Origin of the sequence: Veillonella sp. VA139 (assembly GCF_003992005.1) — a bacterium.
Taxonomy (GTDB): domain Bacteria; phylum Bacillota; class Negativicutes; order Veillonellales; family Veillonellaceae; genus F0422.
Map to the genome: position 1 here is coordinate 42,847 of NZ_RQVL01000011.1, position 24,479 is coordinate 67,325.

Below are 24,479 nucleotides of genomic sequence, written 5' to 3' on the forward strand. Positions count from 1 at the left end.
TCTATGAAAGGTCGTTTTGCACCCAGCCCTACAGGACATATGCATGTAGGAAATTTGTGGGTAGCATTTTTGTCCTATTGGTCTGCACGCCGCCAAGATGGTGAATATATAGTGCGCATAGAAGATGTAGATACACAACGGTCTAAACCAATCTATGCAGACCATATATTAGAAGATTTATCTTGGCTTGGTTTTACTTGGGACGAAGCACCTACGTATCAATCCCAACGATTGGATCTATATGAGCAATATTTACAAGAATTGCGTAGCCAAAAACGGTTATATCCATGTTATTGTAATCGAGCTCGTTTACAGGAAATCAGTAGCGCTCCTCATCAAGGTGAAGCCCATCATGTGTACGATGGATATTGTTTAACCCATGAGCCGACTATAGGTGAAAGACCTCCTTCTTGGCGCTTTCATATGGAGAATATAAGAGGGTCCTTTCAGGATGTATATCGAGGAGCGGTAGATTATGAAATCCAATCTTGTAGTGATGATATTGTGTTAAAACGTTGGGATGGAATGATTGCCTATCATTTGGCAGTGGTCATTGATGATTATGAGATGGGGGTCACAGAAGTCATTCGAGGCAATGATTTATTACCTGTGACGGGTCATCAAATTGCGTTAGGTCAGACATTTGGATTTCCTAAATTACAATATGGTCATGCCCCTATGCTAGTGGATGCAGAAGGGTATCGACTGTCTAAACGGCAACAAAGTATCACCATACGTGATCTGCAGAACCAAGGGGCTACACCAGAGAGACTGTGGGCATGGTTTGCATTAGAAACGGGACTACTCACAACGGGAGACCTACCAATTTGCAGGAAAGTCACACTTTCAGAGTTACTCACAATTGACATTCTAAAAAACCTATTAGAACAAGATACAATTAAATTGACAAATTTCGATATTATGGTATGATAGTACAGTAATGAGGTGATGCGCATGTCAATGGAAACAGCGATCAAAGAAAAAACGTGGGCCGTCTTAGGCGCCACAACAAGAACCGATAAGTTCGGATATAAGATTTTCAAACATCTTGTGAATAAAGGATATACAGTGTATCCAGTGAACCCTAATATTACATCTATTGATGGCATACAATGCTATCCAAGTTTACATGAGTTGCCGGTAGTCCCTACTGTGGTTGACTTTGTAGTGCCAGAAAAAATTGGATTAGAAGCCTTAGATAGTTGTAAAGAGTTAGGGATTAAGACCGTTTGGCTACAACCAGGTGCGGATAAACCGGCAGTAGTGAAAAAGGCAACTGAATTAGGTCTTGAAGTGATTCAAGATTGTGTATTGATTCAAATCTAATAGGAGGCTTACATGAGCGCAATTATTGATGTAACATCTGCAAATTTTAAAGAAGTAGTAGCAACAAATGATAAAGTAACTGTTGTAGATTTCTGGGCACCATGGTGTGGATACTGTGTTCGCATGATGCCAGTATATGATGAATTGGCAGCTGCATTGGGTGACAAAGTGACATTAACAAAAGTAAACACTGACGAACAACCTGAATTGGCACAATTCTTCAAAATTGAAATCCTTCCTACATTTGCTATCTTCAAAAATGGTGAAATCGTAGATCGTAAAATCGGTTTTATTCCATTAGAAGAATTAAAAGCAGCTGTAGAAGCTCATCTATAATACATAGGGACTGTAGGGAACCATAACTAACTTTCATAGGCTATGACCCACTTTTCTCACTGTTTTTATACTGTCACTTGCCGTATAATGAGTATGGCAAGTGATTTTTTTTAGTAGAAAGGATTGAGTATTGTATGATTATTTTATTAGGATTTATCCTCCTTTTAGCTTGCTTAATTGTTGGTGTCAGACATGGTGGCTTAGGATTAGCTGCTGTATCGGGCATTGGTCTTGCTATTTACGTATTCGTAATTGGTCTTGTACCAGGTAAACCACCAATTGATGTAATGCTAACGATTATGGCAGTAGTCACATGTTCTGGTTTCTTACAAGCATCCAAAGGTTTGGATGTTATGCTTGTATACGCAGAGAAATTTCTTCGTAGCAATCCAAAACAAATTACTATATTAGCGCCAATCACAACATGGTTCTTAACTGTGTTATGCGGAACAGGTCACGTAGTATATACGATGTTCCCAATCATCTATGATATTTCTATCAAAGAAGGGATTCGTCCAGAACGCCCAATGGCGGTAGCATCTGTAGCGTCTCAAATGGGGATATGTGCGTCCCCAGCATCCGTTGCGGTTGTATCTGTAGTAGCTATGTTGGGGGCAGTCAACTTTCCAGCTAGTGTGGTAACGATTTTATCCATTACGATTCCAGCTACCTTTGTAGGTGTTATCGTAGCTGGTGTCTGGAGTATGCGTCGTGGTAAGGAATTGGCGAACGATCCAGATTTCCAAGCACGTATTCAAGATCCTGAACAACGGGCTTATATCTATGAAGAAAATAAAGAAGCTAGTATTGTGAAGGAACTACCTCGCACAGCATACTGGGCAACGATTATTTTCTTACTCGGTATTTTAGTTATCGCCTTATTTGGTAGTTTCCCTAACCAATTATTGCCATTAGTTCCTAATGCAAAAGGTGTATGGAAACCATTATCCATGACTCCGACTATTCAAATTGCTATGCTTGTGATGGCATCCTTAATTCTTCTTGTATGTAAGGTAAAAGTGAGCGATGTAACAAGTGGTTCTGTCTTCAAATCTGGTATGATTGCCGTTGTGTCTGTATACGGTGTAGCGTGGATGGCAGAAACCTATTTCGGGGCCTATATTCCACAATTTAAAACGACTTTATCTACTGTGGTAGTAGAGCATCCATGGACCTATGCACTTGTATTATTTATCATTTCTAAATTGGTTAATTCCCAAGCAGCAGCACTTGCTATCGTTGTACCAATGGGCTTGAGTGTAGGTGTGGATCCATTGATTGTATTATCTTTTGTACCAGCATGTTATGCGTACTTTGTATTGCCAACGTATCCATCTGACTTAGCATGTATTGGTTTTGACCGTTCTGGTACAACACGAATTGGTAAATTTGTTATTAATCATAGCTTTATTATTCCTGGTATTATCGGGGTATTTACAAGCTGTGTAGTTGGCTATTTTATCGCTCATGCTATGTTTTAATGGGATATAGATTGAGAATAGAATATCTAAAATTCAATAGCTATTGGCAATGGTAATCTAGTAATGCTATAATTTTACGAGGGTAACTAAATTGTATGAATCTATATTGTTTAGTTACCCTTGCTAGTATATAGCATCTGTTTAGTATTAGTTGAGTAAGCACAAGCGTATAAGGAGAAGTACTATGTCAACTAACAAATTGGGCCTTTTGAGTATCATACTTCTAGGGGTCAACGCAATCATTGGAACCGGGATTTTCTTGCTTCCTGGTAAAGCCGCTGCCTTGGTAGGGGTGAACAGTTTATGGGTTATCGTATTTGATGCTCTATTGGTTATGTCTATTGCCTTATGTTTCGCTGAAATGGGCGGCATGTTCAATAAGAACGGTGGTCCTTATGTGTATGCCAAAGAAGCATTTGGTAACTTCGTAGGCTTTGAAGTTGGTTTTATGAAATGGGCTATTGCAACGATTGCATGGTCTGCTATGGCAGTAGGGTTTGCCACAGCACTTGGTGCCGTTTGGGAACCAGCTAGTACAGAGATGGGTAAAAATGTCATCGCTACATTGATCATCGTGGTACTTGGCATCATGAATATCATGGGTGTTAAGATTTCTAAAATCATCAACAATATCGTAACCATCGGTAAATTATTGCCATTGATTTTCTTCATCCTCGTAGGTATTTTCTATGTGAAAGGCGTTAACTTCGCGCCAATGGAATCTGTACCAGATATGACTCAAGCAAGTTTTGGTGCTGCAGCATTGATCATTTTCTACGCTTTCACAGGATTTGAATCCATTGCGGTAGCAGCAGAGGATATGGAAAACCCTGAACGCAATGTACCGAAAGCGATTATTCTTGTGTTAACGCTAGTATCCATTGTGTATATCTTGATCCAAGCGATTTGTATTGGTATCATGGGTGATTCCCTTGTTACATCTAAAACTCCAGTGGCAGATGCGGCGTTCGTATTCATGGGACCTTTAGCAAAAGCTATCGTTACAGCTGGTACATTGATTTCTATCGGTGGTATTAATGTAGCTTCTTCTTTCTTAGCACCACGTTCTGGCGTAGCTATGGCGGATGATGGATTAATTCCTAAAGTAGTGTCTAAACGTAATAAAAAAGATGCTCCTTATGTAGCTATCATCGTTACTGTAGTATTTGCAGTGGCATTATCTTGGACTGGTAGTTTCGAAAAATTGGCAGCTATTTCCGTAGTATCTCGTTTTGCTCAATACTTGCCTACATGCTTGGCAGTAATTGTATTCAGAAACAAACGCCCAGATATGGCGAGAACATTCCGTGTACCATTGGGACCAGTCATTCCAGTATTAGCAGTTGTAGTTAGTATCTGGTTGTTAACACAATCTTCCTTGGAAAAAGTATTCTGGGGACTTGGTGGTTTAGTAGTAGGTGCTGTATTGTACTACATTATGAACCGCAACGAAAAACAAGCGGCTTAGTCGTCTAACATGGTAACCCTAATAAGATATATACAGGTTACTAATAGTAGAGGGCTAAAACTAGGTTATGAATATTTGAGCCACTTTACATAACTAATGTATATAAAAGTAAGAAATATAAGCAGGTAATGTTATCAGTTTTGATGGATACATAAAACCTGCTTATGTTTTTTGTATAATTGTGAACTTACGTTATTAGGAGATGATAAGAGAGGATACTTACAAAAAATGATAAGGGATTTCTTTGATTTTAGATGATATTAGAAAAAAGAATAATTTTCACTGATTTTTCATATATGGACTAGGTAAATGTGGTATAATTAAGGTACTGTCTAAAGGAAAACTATCCAGTGCAACATAGATTGGAGTGAGATATTTGCGTAAGTTATTTGCCCTATTGGGTATGTTAGTATTGGTGTTACCAGTTCTGTTTGGAGCCTCAAGGGCTGCCAATGTGACAGATCTTCATTGGGTGACGAGAAATGATGCGCCAATTCCTTTCGTGAGAATGGTCTTTAGTTTGTCTAGTCCTGTTCATGCAACGGCATCTATTAGTGCTAGTGGCACATCCACCACATTGGTATTGAAAAATGCCACTCTTACTGGGGTGCCTACGTCGATCGTGATGGATGATGGTATTGCGAAAAGTGCTACACTTTCACAGCAAGGATCGGACACGGTGGTGAAAATTGAAACACCGAAGGCCATTGATGTGGAAGATTTGAAAGTATTTACCTTAAAAAAAGACACTGTAAATAACAAACCATATCGGATGGTGGTGGATATTCAGAAAAAAGGAGTAGCCCCACGAGATAATTATTATGGTAAAAAGCCAGCAACCCCAGTGGCTGAGAAAGCACCAGCCAGGGTAGCTGAGGCGAAAGCGACACCTACGAGAGTGACCGAGGCAAAACCGGCACAAAAAGCGGCTGACAAAGGGGCAGCGAAATCTGTTGCAAAATCAGCGAAGCCAGCTAAAGCAACACCGAAACAGCCAGTGGTATTACCGACAGTGCCAGAAAAACCGAAACCGCAAGTCGTGAATTACCGAACAACAGGTGGTATAAAGGGTAAGGTAATTGTCCTCGACCCTGGTCATGGTGGGAGTGATCCAGGAGCCATTGGACCAACGGGTTTACAAGAAAAGCAAGTGACATTGCCTATTGCTGAATATTTAAAGTCCATCCTAGAAGCAAAGGGTGCTAAAGTCATTTTAACTCGTACTACAGACGTAGATGTGTATGGACCACATGCGAGTGGTGTAGATGAATTGCAAGCACGTGTGAATGTAGCGAATGGCAACCAAGCTGATGCATTTATTAGTATTCACATTAACTCCTTCTCGAATCCGAATGTAGGAGGTATTGCCACCTATTATTTCGATGAATCTGATCAGTCTAAAAAATTAGCAACTGCTGTGCAAGGGCAAATTGCGGAACATAGCGGGTTCAATGGTGACCGAGGGATTCAACCAGGGAATTTATATGTCCTACGTCATTCTTTGATGCCATCCATTTTGGTAGAATTAGGTTTTATTTCTAATCCTAAGGAAGAAGGACACTTAAAAGAATCAGAAACACAGAAAGCCTTTGCTAGAGAATTGGCAAAAGGATTGGAACTATATTTTGGAGGTTAATTCATGAAACAATCATTACGCTATGGCTTAGTGGCTATCATGAGCGTATGTGTTATAGCCTTGGCGGGTTGTAATTCCCAAGATTTAAAACTAGATTTAGGAAAACAAACAACAGCGCAAACGGCTACATCAGAAGACAAGAAGGCCTTGGACAAAATGACAAACATCGTGGTCTATGTACCGCGCCAAGATGGGAAAGGTGTTATGCCACAATCGATTACAATCGATAAAGAACGTAAAACCGTAAAAGATGCCATCAATTTAATGATTGAACAAGATGGCCGTGCTGATTATCCAGTTTTTGCAAAAGGTACAAAAGTGGTAGAAACGGCGAAGCATGATGGTACGGTTACTGTGGTATTGAATGATGACTTTTTGCAGGGGGCAACAGGCTTAACAGCTACACTTCGCATCGCAGCCATCGTTAATACGGCGGTGGAATTTGATGGGGTCCATAAGGTCTACGTGAAAGTAAAAGGCGTTACCTTGCCGACCTACGGTAATATTGACTTAACACATCCATTGAAAAAAATGAAAGACAAAATCGTAAAAGATTAAGTAGTATGTTGGGGGTCTCTTAGTTAAGAGCCTCCAACATTTTTTACCATAAATTCATGGTGATTTAGTATGAAAAAATAATCTATACATATATTGTAAAAAGGGAGGATTTGATGATACAAAATCTATTAGAAGAGTTAGGCAAAAATTGGCCATTTTATTTGCATTTATTATTGGAGCATATGGGAATCACATTTACTTCGGTCGTCATTGCCACCATACTGGGGTTGGCCATTGGGGTGTGTATCGCACAGAAACAGAAACTAGCAAATTCTGTTATATCTGTGGTGAATATTGCCTACACCATACCCTCTATCGCTTTGTTGGGATTTCTGATTTCTTTCACAGGCGTAGGGAATACGACGGCCATCATTGCCCTCACTATCTATGGGCTGTTGCCTATCGTACGCAGCACCTATGTGGGGATTTCCACCATTGATCAGAAGATTATTGAGGCTAGCCGTGCCATGGGGAGCACAGACCGACAAATTTTGTGGAAGATACAGCTACCACTGGCATTTCCCGTTATTTTCGGAGCCATCATGAACATGGTCACAATGACTATTGCCTTGGCGGGGATTGCCTCCTTTGTAGGAGCTGGTGGCCTAGGTGTGGCCATATATCGTGGGATTACTACGAATAATGAAGTGCTAATTTGGATTGGTGGTATCCTTATTGCAGGATTAGCCTTAGTGGTTGATGGCATCTTAAGTGCCATAGGTAAGTTAGTAGAAGAACACAAGATACATAGAGTAGTGAATCGTAAGGTAGCCTATGTAGTGGGTGCTTTGTTGATTTTTATCTTAGGCGCTGTGGGGATGCAACAGTATAGTAAAAGTGATACCATTCATATTGCATCTAAACCGACGTCGGAAGGATATATCTTGGCGGAAATCGTAGGCACTCTCATTGAGGCGGATACGAATCTGAAAGTTACATATACCCACGGTGTAGGTGGTGGCACTTCCAATATTCATCCTGGCATGGTGCGAGGGGATTTTGACATGTATCCAGAGTACACAGGTACATCTTGGCAAATCGTGTTGAAACATAAGGAAGAGTACAAAAATGACAAGTTCTCTATGTTGACTGGGGAATACAAGGACAAGTATCACTTCTTGTGGAAGGGGATGTTCGGCTTTAATGATACCTATAGCATTGGCATTCGTGCAGACCTAGCGAAGGAATACGGTATTCGCACATTTACTGATTTGGCGAAGTATGCAGGGCAACTAAAGTTTGGAGCAGAGTATGATTTCTTTGAACGAGAAGATGGATATAAGGCGCTAGCCAATGCGTACAACTACCATTTTAAGGACGTAGTGGACATGGACAATGGATTGAAATACCAAGCTTTGTTTGATAAAAAGATTGATGTGATGACGGTATTCACTACAGATGGTCAGTTGTCTGATCCACGGGTTGTGGTGTTAGAGGATGATAGAAGCTTTTACCCAAGTTACATGGCGGGCATGGTCGTTCGTGAGGAAACGTTGCAGAAACATCCTGAGCTAGAAACTGTATTGCATCGTTTAGATGGTGTTTTAGATGAAAGTACTATGGCGCAGCTGAACAAAAGGGTAGAAATTGATAAGGAAGACCCGAAACAAGTGGCGAAGGAATTTTTGCAATCTAAAGGATTGGTGGTGAAATAGATGAATCAGAGTATTGAATATAAAGGTATTGGAAAATCCTATCAAGGTAAATGGGTGGTGAGAGATTTCAATCTTACCATCAATGAAGGAGACTTTCTTTGTATTGTAGGCACGTCGGGGTCAGGGAAGACGACACTGTTAAAAATGATTAATGGACTGATTGTACCAGATGAAGGGGATATTACTATCTTTGGAACTCGTGTCATCGATCAGGATATTATTTCTTTGCGCAGAAAGATTGGCTATGCCATTCAAGGGGATGGATTATTTCCACATATGACGGTAGCAGATAATATTGGGTATGTGCCAAAACTAGATGGTACACCGAAAGAAGTAGTAGATGCTATCGTGGATCGCATGCTTTCACTGGTGGGATTACCATTGGATAGCAAGGGGAAGTATCCCAAGGAATTGTCTGGGGGACAACAACAGCGAGTGGGCATAGCCAGAGCCTACGCTAACTCTCCAAAGATATTGCTTATGGATGAACCATTCGGAGCCGTGGACTCTATCACACGATATCAATTGCAAGAAGATTTGAAAAATATTCACAAACAAACGGACTGCACCATTGTGTTCATCACCCATGACATGCACGAAGCATTTAAGCTTGGCACGCATATCCTTGTCATGCACGAAGGAAAAATACAACAATACGGGACGGCGGAAGAAGTGAAGAACCATCCCAGCAATGAGTACGTGAAACAGCTGGTGGAGATGACGAGGTAGGGAGAAAGAACTTGTAGAAACATAATGAAGGGGGCTCTTATCAGAGTCCCTTTTATTTTTGCTATCCTTTAGCCCCTAGTGTGGTACAATATAGACAACATGTATAGAGAAAGTGATATAGAAATGTATGGCTAAATTGAAATCGTTTTGCTCTAGCAACGTGTCGGCATAGATGCGTTAGGTTGTTATTATGTAATGAAACGAGGTGGTACGATGCATAACGATCCGCTTGATGAATTTTCGCTTATCGACAGGTTAACACAACACAGTATTAGCAATCCTACATACGTAAAGGTCGGCGTCGGTGATGATTGCGCTGTGTATGATACGCCTCCTGATGTGGATCAACTGGTCAGCACGGACATGATGGTGGAAGGGATTCACTTTAGTGAAAGCACCACGACCTCTTTCGACGTTGGTTATCGATTGGGGGCAGCAAACATAAGCGACATAGCGGCGATGGGGGGAACCCCACGGCATATGGTGGTGTCTATTGCAGTGCCTAAGGGGAGACCTACGGCCTATGTAGAAGCGGTTTACAATGGTTTGCGTAACATTTGTGCAGACTACGATGTGAATATCATCGGTGGCGACACGGTGTCAACGGAAGGCCCTTTTGTCATTTCAGCCACAGTGTTTGGAGATGTTCCAACAAATCAATCTGTCCTACGCAGTGGCGCTCAAGATGGTGATGCGGTATTCATCACCAATTATTTAGGATTATCCTATGTGGGACTGCACAGTTTGCTAGAGGACAGCGAGGACTATCCGGTGAGTCAATCTGTCCATCGACGGCCCATTCCTCATGTGGAATGTGGTATAATAGCAAGAGACTTAGGTGCCAAGTCCATGAACGATATCAGCGATGGCTTGTCTAGCGAGCTCAACGAGATAGCCAAAGCATCACAGGTGACCATGTACATTGATGAATCGAAATTGCCTATCCATCCAGAGGTGCATGCATACTGTGAAAGTCACCATATGAGCCCTTATCTGCCTATGTGGACTGGGGGCGAAGACTTTCAGCTAGTGGGAACTATACCTGCTGAGAAAGCAGAATGCTTGCCTAGCGAGACCTTTACCATCATTGGACATGTCAAAGCAGGTCATGCACTGGTTTTGGTAGAGCGGAATGGGCAGTGGGTACCGGTGGAACCTAAAGGGTATAATCATTTATCTAGGGCTGAAGTAGTTAGCAGATAGACAATATGCTTAGTTATGGCGAGATGCATAAAATGCTTAACTGTTATTAAGGTAAAATATAATAGTGATTGTGCCTATACCATGATATAGATTCGTTAGAAATGCAACATATGGATTAATAAAGATAGAATATAAAGGAATATTATGAACACCATACAATATATAACGCATTCCGTAGAGGAAACGTTGGCTCTGGGTCACAGTCTAGGGAGATTTATGAAAGATTATGAAAGCCCTATTTGTATTGCTTTGGATGGTACATTAGGGGCAGGAAAAACGCATTTTTCCCAAGGAATTGCGAAAGGTTTTGGGGTCACAGAAGAAGTGACAAGCCCTACCTTTGCTTTGATGAATACCTATGAAGTAGATGGAATCTATTTGTATCACTTTGATTTGTATCGAATGGATTTGGTAGAAGAGTTGGAAACCATTGGCTTTTACGAATATACAGAGGAAACGAAGTCCGTTGTGGAATGGGCTAGTAAATTTACGGATGAATTGCCAGACACGACAGTGTGGATTGAGATTTCTGTCGCTAATGATGGATTCCGTCAGTTTACAGTTCGTACGGACTTACTTTCAGAGGAAACATTACAATGCATAGGAGAGAACCTATGATTTTGGGAATTGAAACGAGTAGTGCCATTGCCAGCGTGGCGGTGGGAAATGACAAAGAAATACGAAGCGAACTCATTGTACAGGCAGGCCTTACTCATTCTGAACAATTGGTGCCACATATCGAAATGGTGCTGACAACGGGGAAAGTGAAGAAATCTGATATTACCGGTATTGCTGTTACCATTGGGCCAGGCTCCTTTACAGGATTGCGTATTGGTTTGGGGACTGCGAAAGCGTTGGCATACGCCTGGAATGTACCTGTGGTAGGAGTTCTTACCACGGACGTATTGGCACAAGGGTTTATGTATTCTAATTACCGTGTGTGTACCGTTGTAGATGCACAGAAAAAGCAAGTCTATGCTCGTCAATATGCATGGAATGGTGCCACTATGGATGCAGTGGATTCTGTGGAAGTCCATCAAGTGACAGAATTGCTAACATCCTTGGTGAAATTATGTGAAGAGTGTCCTGTGGTTATTGTAGGAGATGGTTTAAAACGTCTGGAAAAAGAATATGCCTTAGGCATAGAGGAAGGACGTATTGACCCTATAAAACTCGTATTGGGTCATGAATCAAAACAACGACCACGGGCATCTCATGCTATTCAAGTGGCATTGCCACAATTCGGGAGCAATAATATTCCTGATGCACAGTCTATTGAGCCATTCTACATTCGTAAATCGGAAGCAGAAGTGGTTTGGGATGAGAAAAATAAAGACATGTTAGCTACAGGTACTTATATAGAGCCTACAGTGGTAGTTCGTGAAGCAGCAGGTGAGCGATAATGGTCACATTACGAGAAGCCTTACGAAGTGATATTGAAGGTATCTACGAAATAGAACTGGCCTGTTTTTCAACCCCTTGGTCGAAGGAAGCTTTATTAGATGATTTAGAAGTAGAAGATAAGTTATACCTTGTGGCAGAATCTGAAGAAGGTAAGATTATCGGCTATGCAGGATCTTGGTTAGTCTTGGATGAAGGTCAGATTACGAATATTGCTATTCATCCTGAATATCGTCGTGCAGGTTATGGAGCTAAAATGACTCGTAAGTTAACGCAAATGCTCCATAAACGAGGTATGAAACATATTTTTTTAGAAGTGCGTATCTCCAATATTGCAGCTCAAGCGATGTATCGTAGACTTGGCTTTACTGCAGTAGGAGTACGTAAACAATTTTATTCAGATCCAGTAGAAGATGGATTAATTATGACGAAAGAAATGGAGGAACTGACATGAGTATCTACACACTAGCCATTGAAACTAGCTGTGATGAAACATCGGCAGCGGTCTTACAAGATGGCAGAACAGTCATTTCTAATGTGATTTCCAGTCAAGTTCCCATACATAGAAAATTTGGCGGTGTGGTGCCAGAAGTAGCATCCCGTCATCATATTGAACAGATTATGCCAGTTATCGACCAAGCATTGACAGATGCGAATGTAACATTAGACGACATAGATCATATTGGTGTCACTTATGGGCCAGGTTTAGTAGGGGCTCTCTTGGTAGGTGTATCAGCTGCGAAGGCTCTATCCTTTGCAAAAGATATTCCCTTAGTAGGTGTTCATCATATGGAAGGGCACATCTTTGCAAACTTCCTGTTGCACCCTGATTTAGAGCCACCATTCTTGTGCTTAGTGGTATCTGGTGGTCATACTATGATTGTTCATGTCACAGATTATGAAAGTTTTCAGGTACTAGGACAAACACGTGATGATGCGGCGGGTGAAGCCTTCGACAAAATTGCTCGTGTATTAGGCTATCCTTACCCAGGGGGACCACATATTGATGCATTGGCGAAAGAAGGTAATCCTGATGCTATCGATTTTCCAAGGCCTTTATTGGAAAAAGGAAATTTTGACTTTAGTTTCAGTGGTTTGAAGTCAGCTGTTCTTAACTACATCAATGGAAAACAACAAAAAGGTGAATCTATCCGTCATGAAGATGTGGCAGCCTCCTTTCAGAAGGCCATTACAGACGTATTAGTAGAAAAAATGAAAGAAGCGGCTCATACATTAGGAGAAACGAAGATTGCCTTAGCGGGTGGTGTATCGGCAAATAGTGGGTTGCAACGAGATTTACAAGCTATGTGTGAAGCAGAGGGCTTAACGTATCTCACGGCAGGGTCTATGTTGGCTACTGACAATGCGGCCATGATTGGATGTCGAGCATACTATATGGCACAATCTGGAAAATTCAGCAATTACACATTGAATGCAAAACCGTCCATTCCATTGGGCAGTGATTTGTGGAAAGGGAACCAACATGGCTAGTTGGAAAGATATCCTAGAGAAAGAAACAGATTTATATCCTACACAACAGGCTTTACTATTGCAATTTTCACAGCGATTAAGCTTTGGTAAAGCCATCAGTGAACAAGGGGTGTCCCTCTTAGTGCAAGCTAAGGACGGACACCTTTTACTTAGTGGCGCACTGGACAGTGGTCATACAGGAATGGTACAGAAATACGAAGTGCCTATGAACCACCCTATGCAGGAGATGTTACGTAGTGGCAAACCTTATGCAGGTCTCATGGACTGGGAGGAACCGACTGATACTGGTATCATAACGGAATCATATCATGCTTACGTGTATCCCATCGTAGATAATGGGGGCAAGTGCATCGGTGCTTGTGCCTTTACTAATCCTGTGTCTGAAGTGTATTCCAATCGTTATGATGAATTTATGTCCATGGTGTCACAGACTACGTTTCAAGGTATGTTGGTACCACAACTACAACAACCTGAGTTATATGAAGGGATTTCCGTATTAGATGGGATAATTTTCTTTGAACAGGATGGAACTATATTATATGCGAACCGTGCTGCGAAAAAATTAGGGGATATATTTGGTATCGACAGACGCATACAGGGTACATCAATCTATAGCAGCACATTGAAAGTAGGGCGTATTAAAAAGGCTTTAGAAGATAGATTAGGTACGATTGACGAAGAATTATACGGTGATATTGCTTTACGACAAGTGATGATTCCCGTTGTTCTTGGAGTCAGATGGAAACGTGGTATTTTGGTGTTACAAGATAAGACGGAGCTTCGAAAACGGGATCAACAGTTACTAGTAAAAAATTCTGTCATTAAAGAAGTACATCATCGTGTGAAAAATAATTTGCAATCTGTGGCAGGCTTACTCCGCATGCAAAGCCGTCGCAATGGCTCCGATGATGTGAAACAAGCCTTACAAGATAGTATCCATCGAATCGAAAGCATGGCTCTCGTCCATGAAATCGTGTCAAACTTTGATGAAGATTATGTGGCGTTGCGTAGTATTATCGAAGAATTATGGCGCTTGTTGCGACAAGGGTTGGGCTCTTCTGATCAACGCATCGACATGGAATACATAGGAGAAGATATCATTATGTCATCCCACAAGGCTAGCTATGTGTCCTTGGTCATGAATGAGCTCTTTTCTAATCTTTTTAAACATGCTTTCAAAGATAGAACGGAAGGTCATGTGCAGGTAGATGTGCGTGATGTAAGGGACGACGGACAACGTGATATGCTACACATTACCATCCGAGATACGGGCTGTGGTTTGCCAGATGATTTTGAAAGTGCCAGACAGCGGCAATTGGGCTTGCAAATTATCGACAACCTAGTGCGGAACGAACTAGAGGGAACGATTACATGGACATCCCAAGGAACAGGGACTATGGTAGATATTTGGATTCATAAAGGAGAAGAGTATGCGCGTCTTAGTAGTCGATGATGAGTCACTGATTCGCATGGACTTGCGAGATATATTAGAAAGCCAAGGCCATACCGTTGTTGGGGAAGGTGCTAATGGGGTGGAAGCCATCCAACTATGCAAAAATCTGGCGCCAGATATAGTGCTCATGGACGTGAAGATGCCAGAATTAGATGGTATTGAGGCGGCGCGTCAAATTCGTCATAAACGATTGGCACCAGTGGTGCTATTAACAGCCTATAGTCAAGATGATTTAATCCAAAAAGCATCCCAATCTGGAGTATACGGCTATTTGATTAAGCCTTTGCGGGAACCAGACTTAGGTCCAGCTTTACAGATGGCGATGGGTCGCTTTCAAGAAGAACGGGATTTGCTAGAACAGGTAAAAGGTCTAACAAACTCCTTAGAAGAACGAAAATATGTGACGAAAGCGACGGGAATCTTGATGGATCTACACAGATTTTCTGAGGAAAAGGCGTACGAAAAAATACGAGCTTTCAGTATGGATAAACGGATTAGTATCCTAGAAACGTGTAAGAAGATTATCGCAGCCCATGAGGCAAAATTATAAAAAGATTATGGTAGCCTATGTGGCAAAATTATAAAAAGATTATGTCAGCCATGAAATAAAATATTACCATGAAAAAGTATTTGGTCAAAAAGTCAAAAAGGGCTTGCAAAAATTTAAAAATGATTTATAATAATACTTGTGATTAGCACTCGCCCTTATTGAGTGCTAATATTGATAGTATAGTGTATATGAGAAGAGGTATAACAATGAAACCATTAGGCGATCGTGTCATTATTCGTGTATTAGAAGTAGAAACAAAAACGGAAAGTGGTATCTTTTTAGCATCTTCCACAAAGGAACGCCCATCTGAAGGTACAGTTATTGCTGTGGGCCCTGGTAAATTATGTGACAATGGCGAACGTGTAGCACCAGAAGTTAAAGTGGGCGATACAGTTATGTTCTCCAAATATGCTGGCACTGAGTTTAAAATGGATGGTCTTGACCATTTAATCATCAGCGAAAAAGATATTTTAGCAGTATTAAAATCTAACTAATCAGTGGGATGATTCCCTATAGAGGAGGCTATACAATGGCAAAAGAAATTTTATTTAACGAAGAAGCACGCCGTGCATTAGGTCGTGGCGTTGACCAATTAGCAAATGCAGTAAAAGTAACATTAGGACCAAAAGGTCGCAATGTAGTATTAGAGAAAAAATTTGGTGCACCAACTATCACTAATGATGGTGTGACTATCGCTCGTGATATTGAACTTCCAGATCCATTCGAAAACATGGGTGCACAATTAGTGAAAGAAGTTGCTACTAAAACTAATGATGTAGCTGGTGACGGCACTACAACTGCTACAGTATTAGCGCAAGCTATGATTCAAGAAGGTATGCGCAACGTAGCTGCTGGTGCGAACCCAATGATTCTTAAAAAAGGTATTGAGTTAGCGGTTAAAAAATTAGTGGCTGAAATTCAATCTAAAGCTATTAACGTAAATGGTAAACAAGATATTGCTCAAGTTGCGTCTGTATCTGCAGCTGACGAAGAAATCGGTGCATTGATCGCGGAAGCAATGGACCGTGTAGGCAACGACGGTGTTATCACTGTAGAAGAATCTAAAACATTACAAACTGAATTGAACGTAGTAGAAGGTATGCAATTCGACCGCGGCTACTTATCCCCTTACATGGTAACTGACCCAGATAAAATGGAAGCAGTTGTAAACGAACCATTGATCTTGATCACTGACCGCAAAATCTCCGTTATCGCTGATTTATTACCAGCTCTTGAAAAAGTTGTAAAACTTGGTAAAGAACTTGTGATCATCGCTGAAGACGTAGACGGCGAAGCATTGGCTACATTAGTAGTGAACCGCCTTCGTGGTACATTAAAAGCAGTGGCTGTGAAAGCTCCTGGTTTCGGCGACCGTCGTAAAGCTATGTTAGAAGATATCGCTATCTTAACTGGCGGTGTTGTGATCAGTGAAGAAGTAGGATTGAAACTAGAAAATGTAGACTTAGAACACTTGGGTACAGCTCGTCAAGTTCGCATCACTAAAGACGAAACTATCATCGTTGATGGCAATGGCGACAAAGACGTAATCGCTCGTCGTGTGGCACAAGTTCGTGTACAAGCAGAGGAAGCAACTTCCGAATTCGATAAAGAAAAATTACAAGAACGTTTGGCTAAATTGTCTGGCGGTGTAGCTGTTATCGAAGTAGGTGCGGCAACAGAAGTAGAATTGAAAGATAAAAAACTTCGCATCGAAGACGCATTGAACGCAACTCGTGCAGCTGTAGAAGAAGGTATCGTTGCAGGTGGTGGTACCACATTGATTGACATCATCCCAGCATTAGACGGTATCGAAGCTACTGGTGACGTATTGACAGGTGTGAATCTTGTGCGCCGTGCTGTGGAAGAACCACTTCGCCAAATCGCTTACAATGCAGGTTTAGAAGGTTCCGTTGTAGTAGAATGTGTAAAATCTACTGAAAGCGGTATCGGTTTCAACGCATTAACAGAAGAATATGTAGACATGGTAAAAGCTGGTATCGTGGACCCTGCTAAAGTAACACGCTCTGCCTTGCAAAATGCAGCATCCATCGCAGCATTAGTATTAACTACTGAATCCATCGTAGCTGATAAAGTTGATGAAAATGCTCCAATGATGCCTCCAATGCCTCCAATGGGTGGTATGGGCGGTATGATGTAATCTCAGATTGCATCCGTGGATCGCAGTATTGACTAAGTAAACACTATGGGGACTATGGAAGAATAAGTAATTATTCTTTCATAGTCCTTTTTGCTACATATCGTATGGTTACATATCAAAATAATTGGACTTACCTTTGAGTACCTTTAGGGCTATAGGACAAAATGAGTTGGTTTTATAGATGATGATAGGAATAGGTAACAGGGTGTGTTGAATATAATGTCTCTGTCTAGTAATGAAAGACTATAGTGTATATCTTTTAGAAATGTGGTGCACTTTAATATTTTGATTATGTTATAGCTTATAATATAAAAGATAATAAAAATTAATGGAAAATCATTATTGACAATGTATAGAAAAAGTTCTATAATAAATTCATCAGTTAACGGATAATAATTATCCGTTGTAAAAATTCTAGGTTTTAATTTTTATTATATATGTATAAGTTTACAAAGGAGACAATTATGAAAGAAGAAAAATTGACAACAGCCTTTGGCGCTCCGGTGCCGGATAATAACAACAGCGCTACAGCTGGAAAACGTGGTCCTGTATTGATGCAAGATGTGTGGTTGATGGAAAAATTAGGTCACTTTGCTCGTGAAGTCATTCCTGAACGCCGTATGCATGCGAAAGGTTCTGGCGCATTTGGTACTTTCACAGTAACAAATGACATTACAAAATATACAAAAGCGAAAGTTTTTTCTGAAGTGGGTAAACAAACTGATTTGTTCGTACGTTTCTCCACAGTAGCTGGTGAACGTGGTGCTGCTGATGCAGAGCGTGATATTCGTGGTTTTGCTGTGAAAATGTACACAGAAGAAGGTAACTGGGATTTAGTAGGTAACAATACCCCAGTATTCTTCATCCGCGATCCATTGCAATTCCCTGATTTGAACCGCGCCGTAAAACGCAATCCTGAAACTAACTTGCGTGATGCTACTGCTAACTGGGATTTCTGGACTAGCTTGCCAGAAGCAATGCACCAAATCACAATCGTTATGAGTGACCGTGGTATTCCTGATGGCTACCGTCATATGCATGGTTTTGGTTCCCACACATACAGTCTAATCAATGCGAATGACGAACGCGTATGGGTTAAATTCCATTGGGTTTGTCAACAACCGATTAAAAACTTAACTGAAGAAGAAGCATCTGCAATCATTGCGAACGATCGTGAAAGTGCACAACGTGACTTATTCGATGCTATTACTAAAGGTGATTTCCCTCGTTGGAAATTGTACATCCAAGTGATGACAGAAGAACAAGCAGAAGCACTTCCGTACAATCCATTCGACCTTACAAAGGTATGGTACAAAAAAGACTTCCCATTGATCGAAGTAGGGGTAATGGAATTGAACCGTAACCCAGAAAACTACTTCCAAGATGTAGAACAAGCAGCATTTGCTCCATCCACAATCATCCCTGGTATTGGATTCAGCCCTGACCGCATGTTACAAGGTCGTTTGTTCTCCTACGCAGATGCGCAACGCTACCGCTTAGGCACAAACTATCCATCCATTCCTGTGAATGCACCTAAATGCCCATTCAATTCTTACCATCGTGATGGACAAGGCCGTGTAGATGGTAACCATGGCGCAACAATTGGATATGCTCCAAATAGCTTTGGCCAATGGGCAAACCAACCACAATACAAAGATCCAGGATATGATGTATCTGGTAAAGCATACCAATACGACTTCCGTGAAGATGATTCCGATTATTACACACAACCTGGTAAATTGTTCCGTCTCATGACACCAGAGCAACAAGAAGTATTGTTCAAAAATACTGCTAACAATATGGCAGGAGTTCCATTGTTTATCCAAGAACGCCATGCAAAACATTGCTATGCATGTGACCCTGCATACGGTGAAGGCGTAGCAAAAGCATTAGGAATTACAGTAGACTTCAGTACACCAGCTGACATCGGGTAACACTTGAAGCGCTATTTGTCTATGGCGTTCCCTCTTGAAATAGTATAAGTTAAGACCGCAACATATCCCCTCACAAACGGTATTTCATAATGTTTGTTCAGGAACATGTTGCGGTCTTTTTGCGTTGTCATTATTTTGTCAAAGGGAACGTCATAGACTTCTACGCGCAACTGCCTTCAAAGAGAATAGATAGTGAGTAGGAGTGCGACACATTCCCTCACAAACGGTATTTCATAATGTTTGTTCGGGAACATGTCGCACTCCTTTTGCATTGTCATTATTTTGTCAAAGGGAACGTCATAGACTTCTACGCGCAACTGCGTTCAAAGGGAATAGATAGTGAGTAGGAGTGCGACACATTCCCTCACAAACGGTATTTCATAATGTTTGTTCGGGAACATGTTGCGGTCTTTTTGCGTTGTCTTGATTTTGGTAAAGGGAACGTCATAGACTTCTACGCGCAACTGCGTTCAAAGGGAATAGATAGTGAGTAGGAGTGCGACACATTCTCTCACAAACGGTATTTCATAATGTTTGTTCGGGAACGTGTCGCACTCCTTTTGTGGTGTCATTAATTAGTTGAAGTAAATGCCATAGGCTTGCTACGTTGTACTGTATTCCTTTGTGGAATGGAAGTGAGTGGTTTTTGCTAGATTTTTAAGGGTAATAAACGTATAATTAATGGTATAGTCATCTTTCATACAGGGAGGTATATGAAGGGTGGGATGTGGTGTTTTTGTTTGTAAGGGTAGGGGTAGATGTGCATGCAAAAGGTCAAAAAGGTATTTCTTACAGAGATGGATGATGGTGAGGCGAGGGAGTTTTTGTTGTATAAGGAATCTTATGTAGCGCCGAATTATCCTAAGTATTATAATTTCATGTATTTAATTGAGTATGGCAAGGCTCTATTGGGGCGACGGACGTTTGATGATGTGAACGGCCTTGTGATAGACAGGAACTATGGGTATATTCCTGATGTGAACTATACGATTCAATTTAATAAGTCTAAGGATTCCTTTCGCCCCAATGTGATTATGCATCCTTTGTTATATGTAGATTTGGTGAACCTTTTAACGGATGCTCAGCATTGGCAAGGCTTGTTGGCTCGGTATCATGAGCTAGATGCACAAGCAGGCCCGCATATTGTGTGTAACAGCATTCCTTTCGATATAAAAGGGGATAAAAATAAAACGAAATATGCTCTCCACTTCTGGAAAAGTACGGAGCAGGAATCCATCAAATTGAGAATGTCCTACAAGTATATATTACAGCTAGATTTGACGAACTTTTACGGAACCATTGACACGCAGACCATCGCATGGGCTCTCCATGGGGAAACGGAGGTGAAAGCGAATCGGCGGGATCAGGCTTTACTAGGGAATCGTATTAGTGAAAGACTGAAAGCTATGAATTATGGCAGTACTATAGGGATTCCACAGGCAACCAAGTGTCGGACTTTCTAGCGGAACTATTAATGCGGTATCTGGACGTGTTGCTAGTGGAAAAACTGAAAGACATAGAAGGACGGTATCACATATTGCGGTATCGTGATGATTATCGTATTTTCGCACATACCGTAGAAGAGCAAAAGTTCATAAAAAACCAATTAACAGAGATTTTGCACCACCACAAAGTAACATTGAATAGCTTGAAGAATAAAAGTGGGACGAACGTCATCATTGATTCTATCAAAGAAGATAAGCTGTATTGGGTGGAGCACGATTCAGTCATCAAAACCACGGTGGACTGGAAAGCATATTGTAAAAATCAAAACGTAAAACATGGATATTTGCCTAAGCGCCATTATAAAGCGACAGTGCAAAAACATCTGTTGTTGATTAAAATGTTTGCCGATGCCTATCCGAATAGCGGTCAATTAATCAAGGTCTTAAAAGAATTTGAAGAGCGGACTATTCATTTCAACTATAATGACTTCATTGGCACCGGCACTGATGTATCTGTATTGTGGGCAATTGCTTTCAATATTGTTGAAAGTAACCCGAAGGTCACAGATGTGGGGACAAAATTGCTATCCATATTGTTGTGTAAGTTCAAAGAAGATGAGTGCGAATATTTGTCGTATCCAAGCGATGGAGAGCGTGATAAAGGCACGTATCCAGAGTTCTTTTCATTTTTAGATGTCATCGCTGATAAGTTAGCGAACCCAGGGAATAATCGGTACTTCGAAATTTGGCTACAACGGCTGGTAGTTAAGATGTTAGATGGCAACAATGATTTCACTAATCACTATATGAGCTGGTCGAAAGAGGGGCTGGTGCGATTAACGAACGATATCTTACGACAGGAACAGACTGACATTAGCCGCTTTGATGAAACTTGGATTGCCCCAGAATCACGTATCGACTGGAGTAAGTTTATCGATGTAGAGAAAATCAAGAATATCAAGAATATGAATACCATAATCGGGGACTCCGAAATTCGGTTGGATTTGTATGAGAGTATGTAATTTGAGAAAAGGAGAAAAGTATGATTACAATTGCGTTGGATGAATATGGAGATTTTGAAGGTTTAAGAAAAAATTCTACTAAAAATCCATTATTTATTGCAGGGGTTGTATATGATGATAATAATCATACAATGGATGCTGCAAATGAGAAACATCGTATTAGTTGCTTTTTGCGTAGGGTAGCAAAGGATAAAAAATGTAATTATCCAGAGGATTTACACTTAAATGAATTTATGAATAATAGGAAAAATGTAAATATTTTAGAAGAAGCAGTAAAACAAGCTTTGCCAGAATTTTTACAATTAGGTACATATAAGGGTTATTCAGTTGATGATACAGAACGAAAAGGGACGTATCGAATTGCTATGATGCTAAAAAGTGAAAGAGGAAAAACGGTATTAAATTTAAGCAATACAAGCAAAATTATAAAAGATACACATGCAAGTAATTTATATATGAATATGGCCTACTCTATTGTATCTCGTCTCGTGTTTCATAACCCTTTTGATTTAGATGTTAAAAAAGTTACTTTTGAACTAGCTACTAGGATAATTGAAATACCAACAACAGATCAGGAAGCGCGTAATGCATATGAACAATTAGGGTATAAAGAACTAGAAATTAGAAATGGTAATAGAGTTTATCAAGTGGCAAATGAATCAAATTATAGAACCGCCATTCTTAGAAAAATTGTAGAGTTAAATAAACATGATTTGCAGGTTGAAAATTTTTCAGTAAATTCTATTTGCTATAAGGTAAAAGGGGAAAAAGCAGATAAATACGCCTTCTTATATTTATCAGATATGTTATGTTCTATTTTCCAGCATAATAAGACGGGTAATGGATTATTAGAACGACAACAAAGTTATATAGAAGAAGCTGAAGCTATATTACCTAGCCGTAGTCATTTATTCTTTGCGTATGATGATATAGATGATATTTATGAACAGGCTATTAAGGCATTTCAAACTGAAGATTATTATAAAACACTGACTATTTTGCATAGCAGTAAAGAAAATGGTAGCTCTTTCACCCAATATTATTGGAATAAATGGTTCCCTATGATTGAAAAATGGATACAGGAATCGACAAATGAAGAATCTATAGAAAATGCAATTTTACAATTTTCTCGTTATTCTAGCTCCAATTTATTAAAACAAGATGAATTAGTCTATTTATATGAGCATTTAGAACCATTAGTAGCAAAACTTGATGAAAAAAATACATATAAATACAAATTTTATGATGCGGGGATTACGACCTATAATCATATAGGAGATAGTGTAAGTGCAGAAAAATGTTTTGAAAAATGTAAAAGATATGCTAAATATTTCCATTTTGAAGATTACTTAGCTACATTAAATCGTCGAGTAGTAATGCTTAATGATCAGTATCGATATGATGAAGCTCTTGTATTATCTAAAGATATTTTATCGTACCATGAACAATTGTCTGTATTGCGAGAGGTGTTGTTTGACACAGAAGATATCACTATTATAGATAAAGGGAGAGCGTTGAGCCAGCAGGGTCAAGTATATTCGTATATGAGAGATTCAGAGGCTGAAAGCAGATTTAGAGAGGCATTAGAACAATTTGATGAAAACTCAGTAGATTATCATATAACTCTTTCCTATTTATTACATCATTATATTGATATGAAAAATTTAGAAGGTTATGAATCGTATGCATCGAAATATTTGGGGAACAAAGAAGATATAATGGATCAATTTGCTTATTTACAGTCAATGACTGAAGATGAACAAAAAAATCAAAGTTTCAAATTTGCTTTTTATGTATATATTAAAGCCTTATATACTTTCTATGCAGATACAATGAATAGAGATCAGAAAAGAAAGGTACTTACATGGGCAAGCAATGTTAAAACAAGCGCAAAAAAAGATCATGTAAATGGACATCCGTGGGAATTAATCTATAAATATTTTGCTTTATTAGCGGTGAAGTGGAATGAAAAAGACAAGGATGAACAGTTTGTAGAAAAAATGCAAACAATTGTAAAAGAAAAAGATGCAGCTATCGAGAACATCATTGTTGGTGGTTTAATAGAATATTATACTGCTATCGGCGATACAACAGCAGCAGAAGAGGCAAAAAGTAGATTTAAAGAATGTTATACAGCTAAAGAGGACCCAGTAGAAGCAGAAAAAGAAAAAAATAAACTAAAAACTGACCATGAAACATGGTTGGTGTATATGTTTAGATAAGGGAGAAGCTATATGACGGGAAAATTAGTTGGTTATCTAAATGGAATTCCAGATTATCAAGCGCATCCTTTGAGTTTACCATGTGAGAATTTATTGGAGTTTGTGAAGTACTATTTAGATGCTTATCATAATAGGAATTTAGAACAATTAGATTATTTACTAGACACTGAATTTTCAGAGCATAAGGATTTTTATCATGGATTTGATACACAGTTCGTATTAAATTTTATTACTAGAACCTTATATCGTTATTATAAAAAAACAAATGAAGATGAAAATGATGATGAAGCAAAATTAATCCAGCAATGGATGACTTTTGACAAGGATGCATTAAATATATTATTAGAAGATGCATTTTTTGATGAATATCGTTCTTATATTTTGAGTTTAATAATAGATCCAGTGGATAAC

General features: G+C 39.9%; 23 protein-coding genes. All 23 read left to right on the forward strand.

The window, feature by feature from the left end; all coding sequences use genetic code 11:
- The first annotated feature begins 3 nt into the window (after positions 1-3).
- Complete coding sequence (gene gluQRS, locus EO125_RS05305) at positions 4-930, forward strand: tRNA glutamyl-Q(34) synthetase GluQRS (protein WP_127147997.1); 927 nt, start codon at positions 4-6, stop codon at positions 928-930.
- 24 nt (positions 931-954) lie between these two features.
- Positions 955-1,326 carry a CoA-binding protein gene (locus EO125_RS05310; RefSeq protein ID WP_127147998.1) on the forward strand — a complete coding sequence of 124 codons (372 nt, stop codon included), beginning with the start codon at positions 955-957 and terminating at the stop codon, positions 1,324-1,326.
- 12 nt (positions 1,327-1,338) lie between these two features.
- Complete coding sequence (trxA, locus tag EO125_RS05315; protein ID WP_009354160.1) at positions 1,339-1,662, forward strand: thioredoxin; 324 nt, start codon at positions 1,339-1,341, stop codon at positions 1,660-1,662.
- A gap of 134 nt (positions 1,663-1,796) precedes the next feature.
- Complete coding sequence (locus EO125_RS05320; RefSeq protein ID WP_127147999.1) at positions 1,797-3,143, forward strand: anaerobic C4-dicarboxylate transporter; 1,347 nt, start codon at positions 1,797-1,799, stop codon at positions 3,141-3,143.
- A 184-nt stretch (positions 3,144-3,327) separates the two neighbouring features.
- On the forward strand, positions 3,328-4,611 hold the full coding sequence (locus EO125_RS05325) for an APC family permease (RefSeq protein WP_127148000.1): 1,284 nt from the start codon (positions 3,328-3,330) through the stop codon (positions 4,609-4,611).
- A 376-nt stretch (positions 4,612-4,987) separates the two neighbouring features.
- Positions 4,988-6,247: an N-acetylmuramoyl-L-alanine amidase gene (locus tag EO125_RS05330; RefSeq protein ID WP_127148001.1), complete on the forward strand. Its 1,260-nt coding sequence runs from the start codon at positions 4,988-4,990 to the stop codon at positions 6,245-6,247.
- A gap of 3 nt (positions 6,248-6,250) precedes the next feature.
- Complete coding sequence (locus EO125_RS05335; RefSeq protein ID WP_127148002.1) at positions 6,251-6,805, forward strand: GerMN domain-containing protein; 555 nt, start codon at positions 6,251-6,253, stop codon at positions 6,803-6,805.
- Positions 6,806-6,918: 113 nt separating this feature from the next.
- The gene (locus EO125_RS05340; RefSeq protein ID WP_127148003.1) at positions 6,919-8,460 is read left to right on the forward strand and encodes a glycine betaine ABC transporter substrate-binding protein; all 1,542 of its coding nucleotides are present in this window, start codon (positions 6,919-6,921) and stop codon (positions 8,458-8,460) included.
- Positions 8,461-9,189 (forward strand): ABC transporter ATP-binding protein, encoded by a 729-nt coding sequence (locus EO125_RS05345; protein WP_127148004.1) that lies wholly within the window; start codon positions 8,461-8,463, stop codon positions 9,187-9,189.
- A gap of 213 nt (positions 9,190-9,402) precedes the next feature.
- Positions 9,403-10,392: a thiamine-phosphate kinase gene (gene thiL / locus EO125_RS05350; protein ID WP_127148005.1), complete on the forward strand. Its 990-nt coding sequence runs from the start codon at positions 9,403-9,405 to the stop codon at positions 10,390-10,392.
- 144 nt (positions 10,393-10,536) lie between these two features.
- On the forward strand, positions 10,537-11,010 hold the full coding sequence (gene tsaE, locus EO125_RS05355) for a tRNA (adenosine(37)-N6)-threonylcarbamoyltransferase complex ATPase subunit type 1 TsaE (RefSeq protein ID WP_127148006.1): 474 nt from the start codon (positions 10,537-10,539) through the stop codon (positions 11,008-11,010).
- On the forward strand, positions 11,007-11,795 hold the full coding sequence (tsaB, locus tag EO125_RS05360) for a tRNA (adenosine(37)-N6)-threonylcarbamoyltransferase complex dimerization subunit type 1 TsaB (RefSeq protein ID WP_164726446.1): 789 nt from the start codon (positions 11,007-11,009) through the stop codon (positions 11,793-11,795). Before tsaE ends, tsaB begins: the two co-directional genes overlap by 4 nt.
- Positions 11,795-12,247, forward strand: a complete 453-nt coding sequence (gene rimI / locus EO125_RS05365; RefSeq protein ID WP_127148008.1) for a ribosomal protein S18-alanine N-acetyltransferase — start codon at positions 11,795-11,797, stop codon at positions 12,245-12,247. The genes tsaB and rimI overlap by 1 nt, the downstream gene beginning before the upstream one ends.
- The gene (gene tsaD / locus EO125_RS05370) at positions 12,244-13,284 is read left to right on the forward strand and encodes a tRNA (adenosine(37)-N6)-threonylcarbamoyltransferase complex transferase subunit TsaD (protein ID WP_127148009.1); all 1,041 of its coding nucleotides are present in this window, start codon (positions 12,244-12,246) and stop codon (positions 13,282-13,284) included. Before rimI ends, tsaD begins: the two co-directional genes overlap by 4 nt.
- Positions 13,277-14,737, forward strand: a complete 1,461-nt coding sequence (locus EO125_RS05375) for a sensor histidine kinase (RefSeq protein ID WP_164726447.1) — start codon at positions 13,277-13,279, stop codon at positions 14,735-14,737. The genes tsaD and EO125_RS05375 overlap by 8 nt, the downstream gene beginning before the upstream one ends.
- A complete protein-coding gene (locus tag EO125_RS05380; protein WP_127148011.1) occupies positions 14,715-15,287 on the forward strand; it encodes an ANTAR domain-containing response regulator in 573 nt (190 codons plus the stop codon). The genes EO125_RS05375 and EO125_RS05380 overlap by 23 nt, the downstream gene beginning before the upstream one ends.
- Before the next feature lie 188 nt (positions 15,288-15,475).
- Positions 15,476-15,781 carry a co-chaperone GroES gene (gene groES, locus EO125_RS05385; RefSeq protein ID WP_370447290.1) on the forward strand — a complete coding sequence of 102 codons (306 nt, stop codon included), beginning with the start codon at positions 15,476-15,478 and terminating at the stop codon, positions 15,779-15,781.
- A 35-nt stretch (positions 15,782-15,816) separates the two neighbouring features.
- Positions 15,817-17,445 carry a chaperonin GroEL gene (gene groL / locus EO125_RS05390; protein WP_127148013.1) on the forward strand — a complete coding sequence of 543 codons (1,629 nt, stop codon included), beginning with the start codon at positions 15,817-15,819 and terminating at the stop codon, positions 17,443-17,445.
- A gap of 464 nt (positions 17,446-17,909) precedes the next feature.
- Positions 17,910-19,379 carry a catalase gene (locus tag EO125_RS05395; RefSeq protein ID WP_206168369.1) on the forward strand — a complete coding sequence of 490 codons (1,470 nt, stop codon included), beginning with the start codon at positions 17,910-17,912 and terminating at the stop codon, positions 19,377-19,379.
- A gap of 764 nt (positions 19,380-20,143) precedes the next feature.
- On the forward strand, positions 20,144-20,842 hold the full coding sequence (locus EO125_RS05400; RefSeq protein WP_127148014.1) for a hypothetical protein: 699 nt from the start codon (positions 20,144-20,146) through the stop codon (positions 20,840-20,842).
- A 35-nt stretch (positions 20,843-20,877) separates the two neighbouring features.
- A complete protein-coding gene (locus tag EO125_RS05405) occupies positions 20,878-21,846 on the forward strand; it encodes a hypothetical protein (protein ID WP_127148015.1) in 969 nt (322 codons plus the stop codon).
- Positions 21,847-21,866: 20 nt separating this feature from the next.
- Complete coding sequence (locus tag EO125_RS05410) at positions 21,867-24,068, forward strand: hypothetical protein (RefSeq protein WP_127148016.1); 2,202 nt, start codon at positions 21,867-21,869, stop codon at positions 24,066-24,068.
- A gap of 12 nt (positions 24,069-24,080) precedes the next feature.
- On the forward strand, positions 24,081-24,479 hold a 399-nt coding region (locus EO125_RS05415), incomplete at its 3' end, for a hypothetical protein (protein ID WP_164726449.1).

Bases quoted from the DNA above. Each gene is read 5' to 3' on its own strand.
- gluQRS (WP_127147997.1), top strand. From the start codon at position 4: ATGAAAGGTCGTTTTGCACCCAGCCCTACAGGACATATGCATGTAGGA.
- EO125_RS05310 (WP_127147998.1), top strand. From the start codon at position 955: ATGTCAATGGAAACAGCGATCAAAGAAAAAACGTGGGCCGTCTTAGGC.
- trxA (WP_009354160.1), top strand. From the start codon at position 1,339: ATGAGCGCAATTATTGATGTAACATCTGCAAATTTTAAAGAAGTAGTA.
- EO125_RS05320 (WP_127147999.1), top strand. From the start codon at position 1,797: ATGATTATTTTATTAGGATTTATCCTCCTTTTAGCTTGCTTAATTGTT.
- EO125_RS05325 (WP_127148000.1), top strand. From the start codon at position 3,328: ATGTCAACTAACAAATTGGGCCTTTTGAGTATCATACTTCTAGGGGTC.
- EO125_RS05335 (WP_127148002.1), top strand. From the start codon at position 6,251: ATGAAACAATCATTACGCTATGGCTTAGTGGCTATCATGAGCGTATGT.
- EO125_RS05340 (WP_127148003.1), top strand. From the start codon at position 6,919: ATGATACAAAATCTATTAGAAGAGTTAGGCAAAAATTGGCCATTTTAT.
- EO125_RS05345 (WP_127148004.1), top strand. From the start codon at position 8,461: ATGAATCAGAGTATTGAATATAAAGGTATTGGAAAATCCTATCAAGGT.
- thiL (WP_127148005.1), top strand. From the start codon at position 9,403: ATGCATAACGATCCGCTTGATGAATTTTCGCTTATCGACAGGTTAACA.
- tsaE (WP_127148006.1), top strand. From the start codon at position 10,537: ATGAACACCATACAATATATAACGCATTCCGTAGAGGAAACGTTGGCT.
- tsaB (WP_164726446.1), top strand. From the start codon at position 11,007: ATGATTTTGGGAATTGAAACGAGTAGTGCCATTGCCAGCGTGGCGGTG.
- rimI (WP_127148008.1), top strand. From the start codon at position 11,795: ATGGTCACATTACGAGAAGCCTTACGAAGTGATATTGAAGGTATCTAC.
- tsaD (WP_127148009.1), top strand. From the start codon at position 12,244: ATGAGTATCTACACACTAGCCATTGAAACTAGCTGTGATGAAACATCG.
- EO125_RS05375 (WP_164726447.1), top strand. From the start codon at position 13,277: ATGGCTAGTTGGAAAGATATCCTAGAGAAAGAAACAGATTTATATCCT.
- EO125_RS05380 (WP_127148011.1), top strand. From the start codon at position 14,715: ATGCGCGTCTTAGTAGTCGATGATGAGTCACTGATTCGCATGGACTTG.
- groES (WP_370447290.1), top strand. From the start codon at position 15,476: ATGAGAAGAGGTATAACAATGAAACCATTAGGCGATCGTGTCATTATT.
- groL (WP_127148013.1), top strand. From the start codon at position 15,817: ATGGCAAAAGAAATTTTATTTAACGAAGAAGCACGCCGTGCATTAGGT.
- EO125_RS05395 (WP_206168369.1), top strand. From the start codon at position 17,910: ATGAAAGAAGAAAAATTGACAACAGCCTTTGGCGCTCCGGTGCCGGAT.
- EO125_RS05400 (WP_127148014.1), top strand. From the start codon at position 20,144: ATGCAAAAGGTCAAAAAGGTATTTCTTACAGAGATGGATGATGGTGAG.
- EO125_RS05410 (WP_127148016.1), top strand. From the start codon at position 21,867: ATGATTACAATTGCGTTGGATGAATATGGAGATTTTGAAGGTTTAAGA.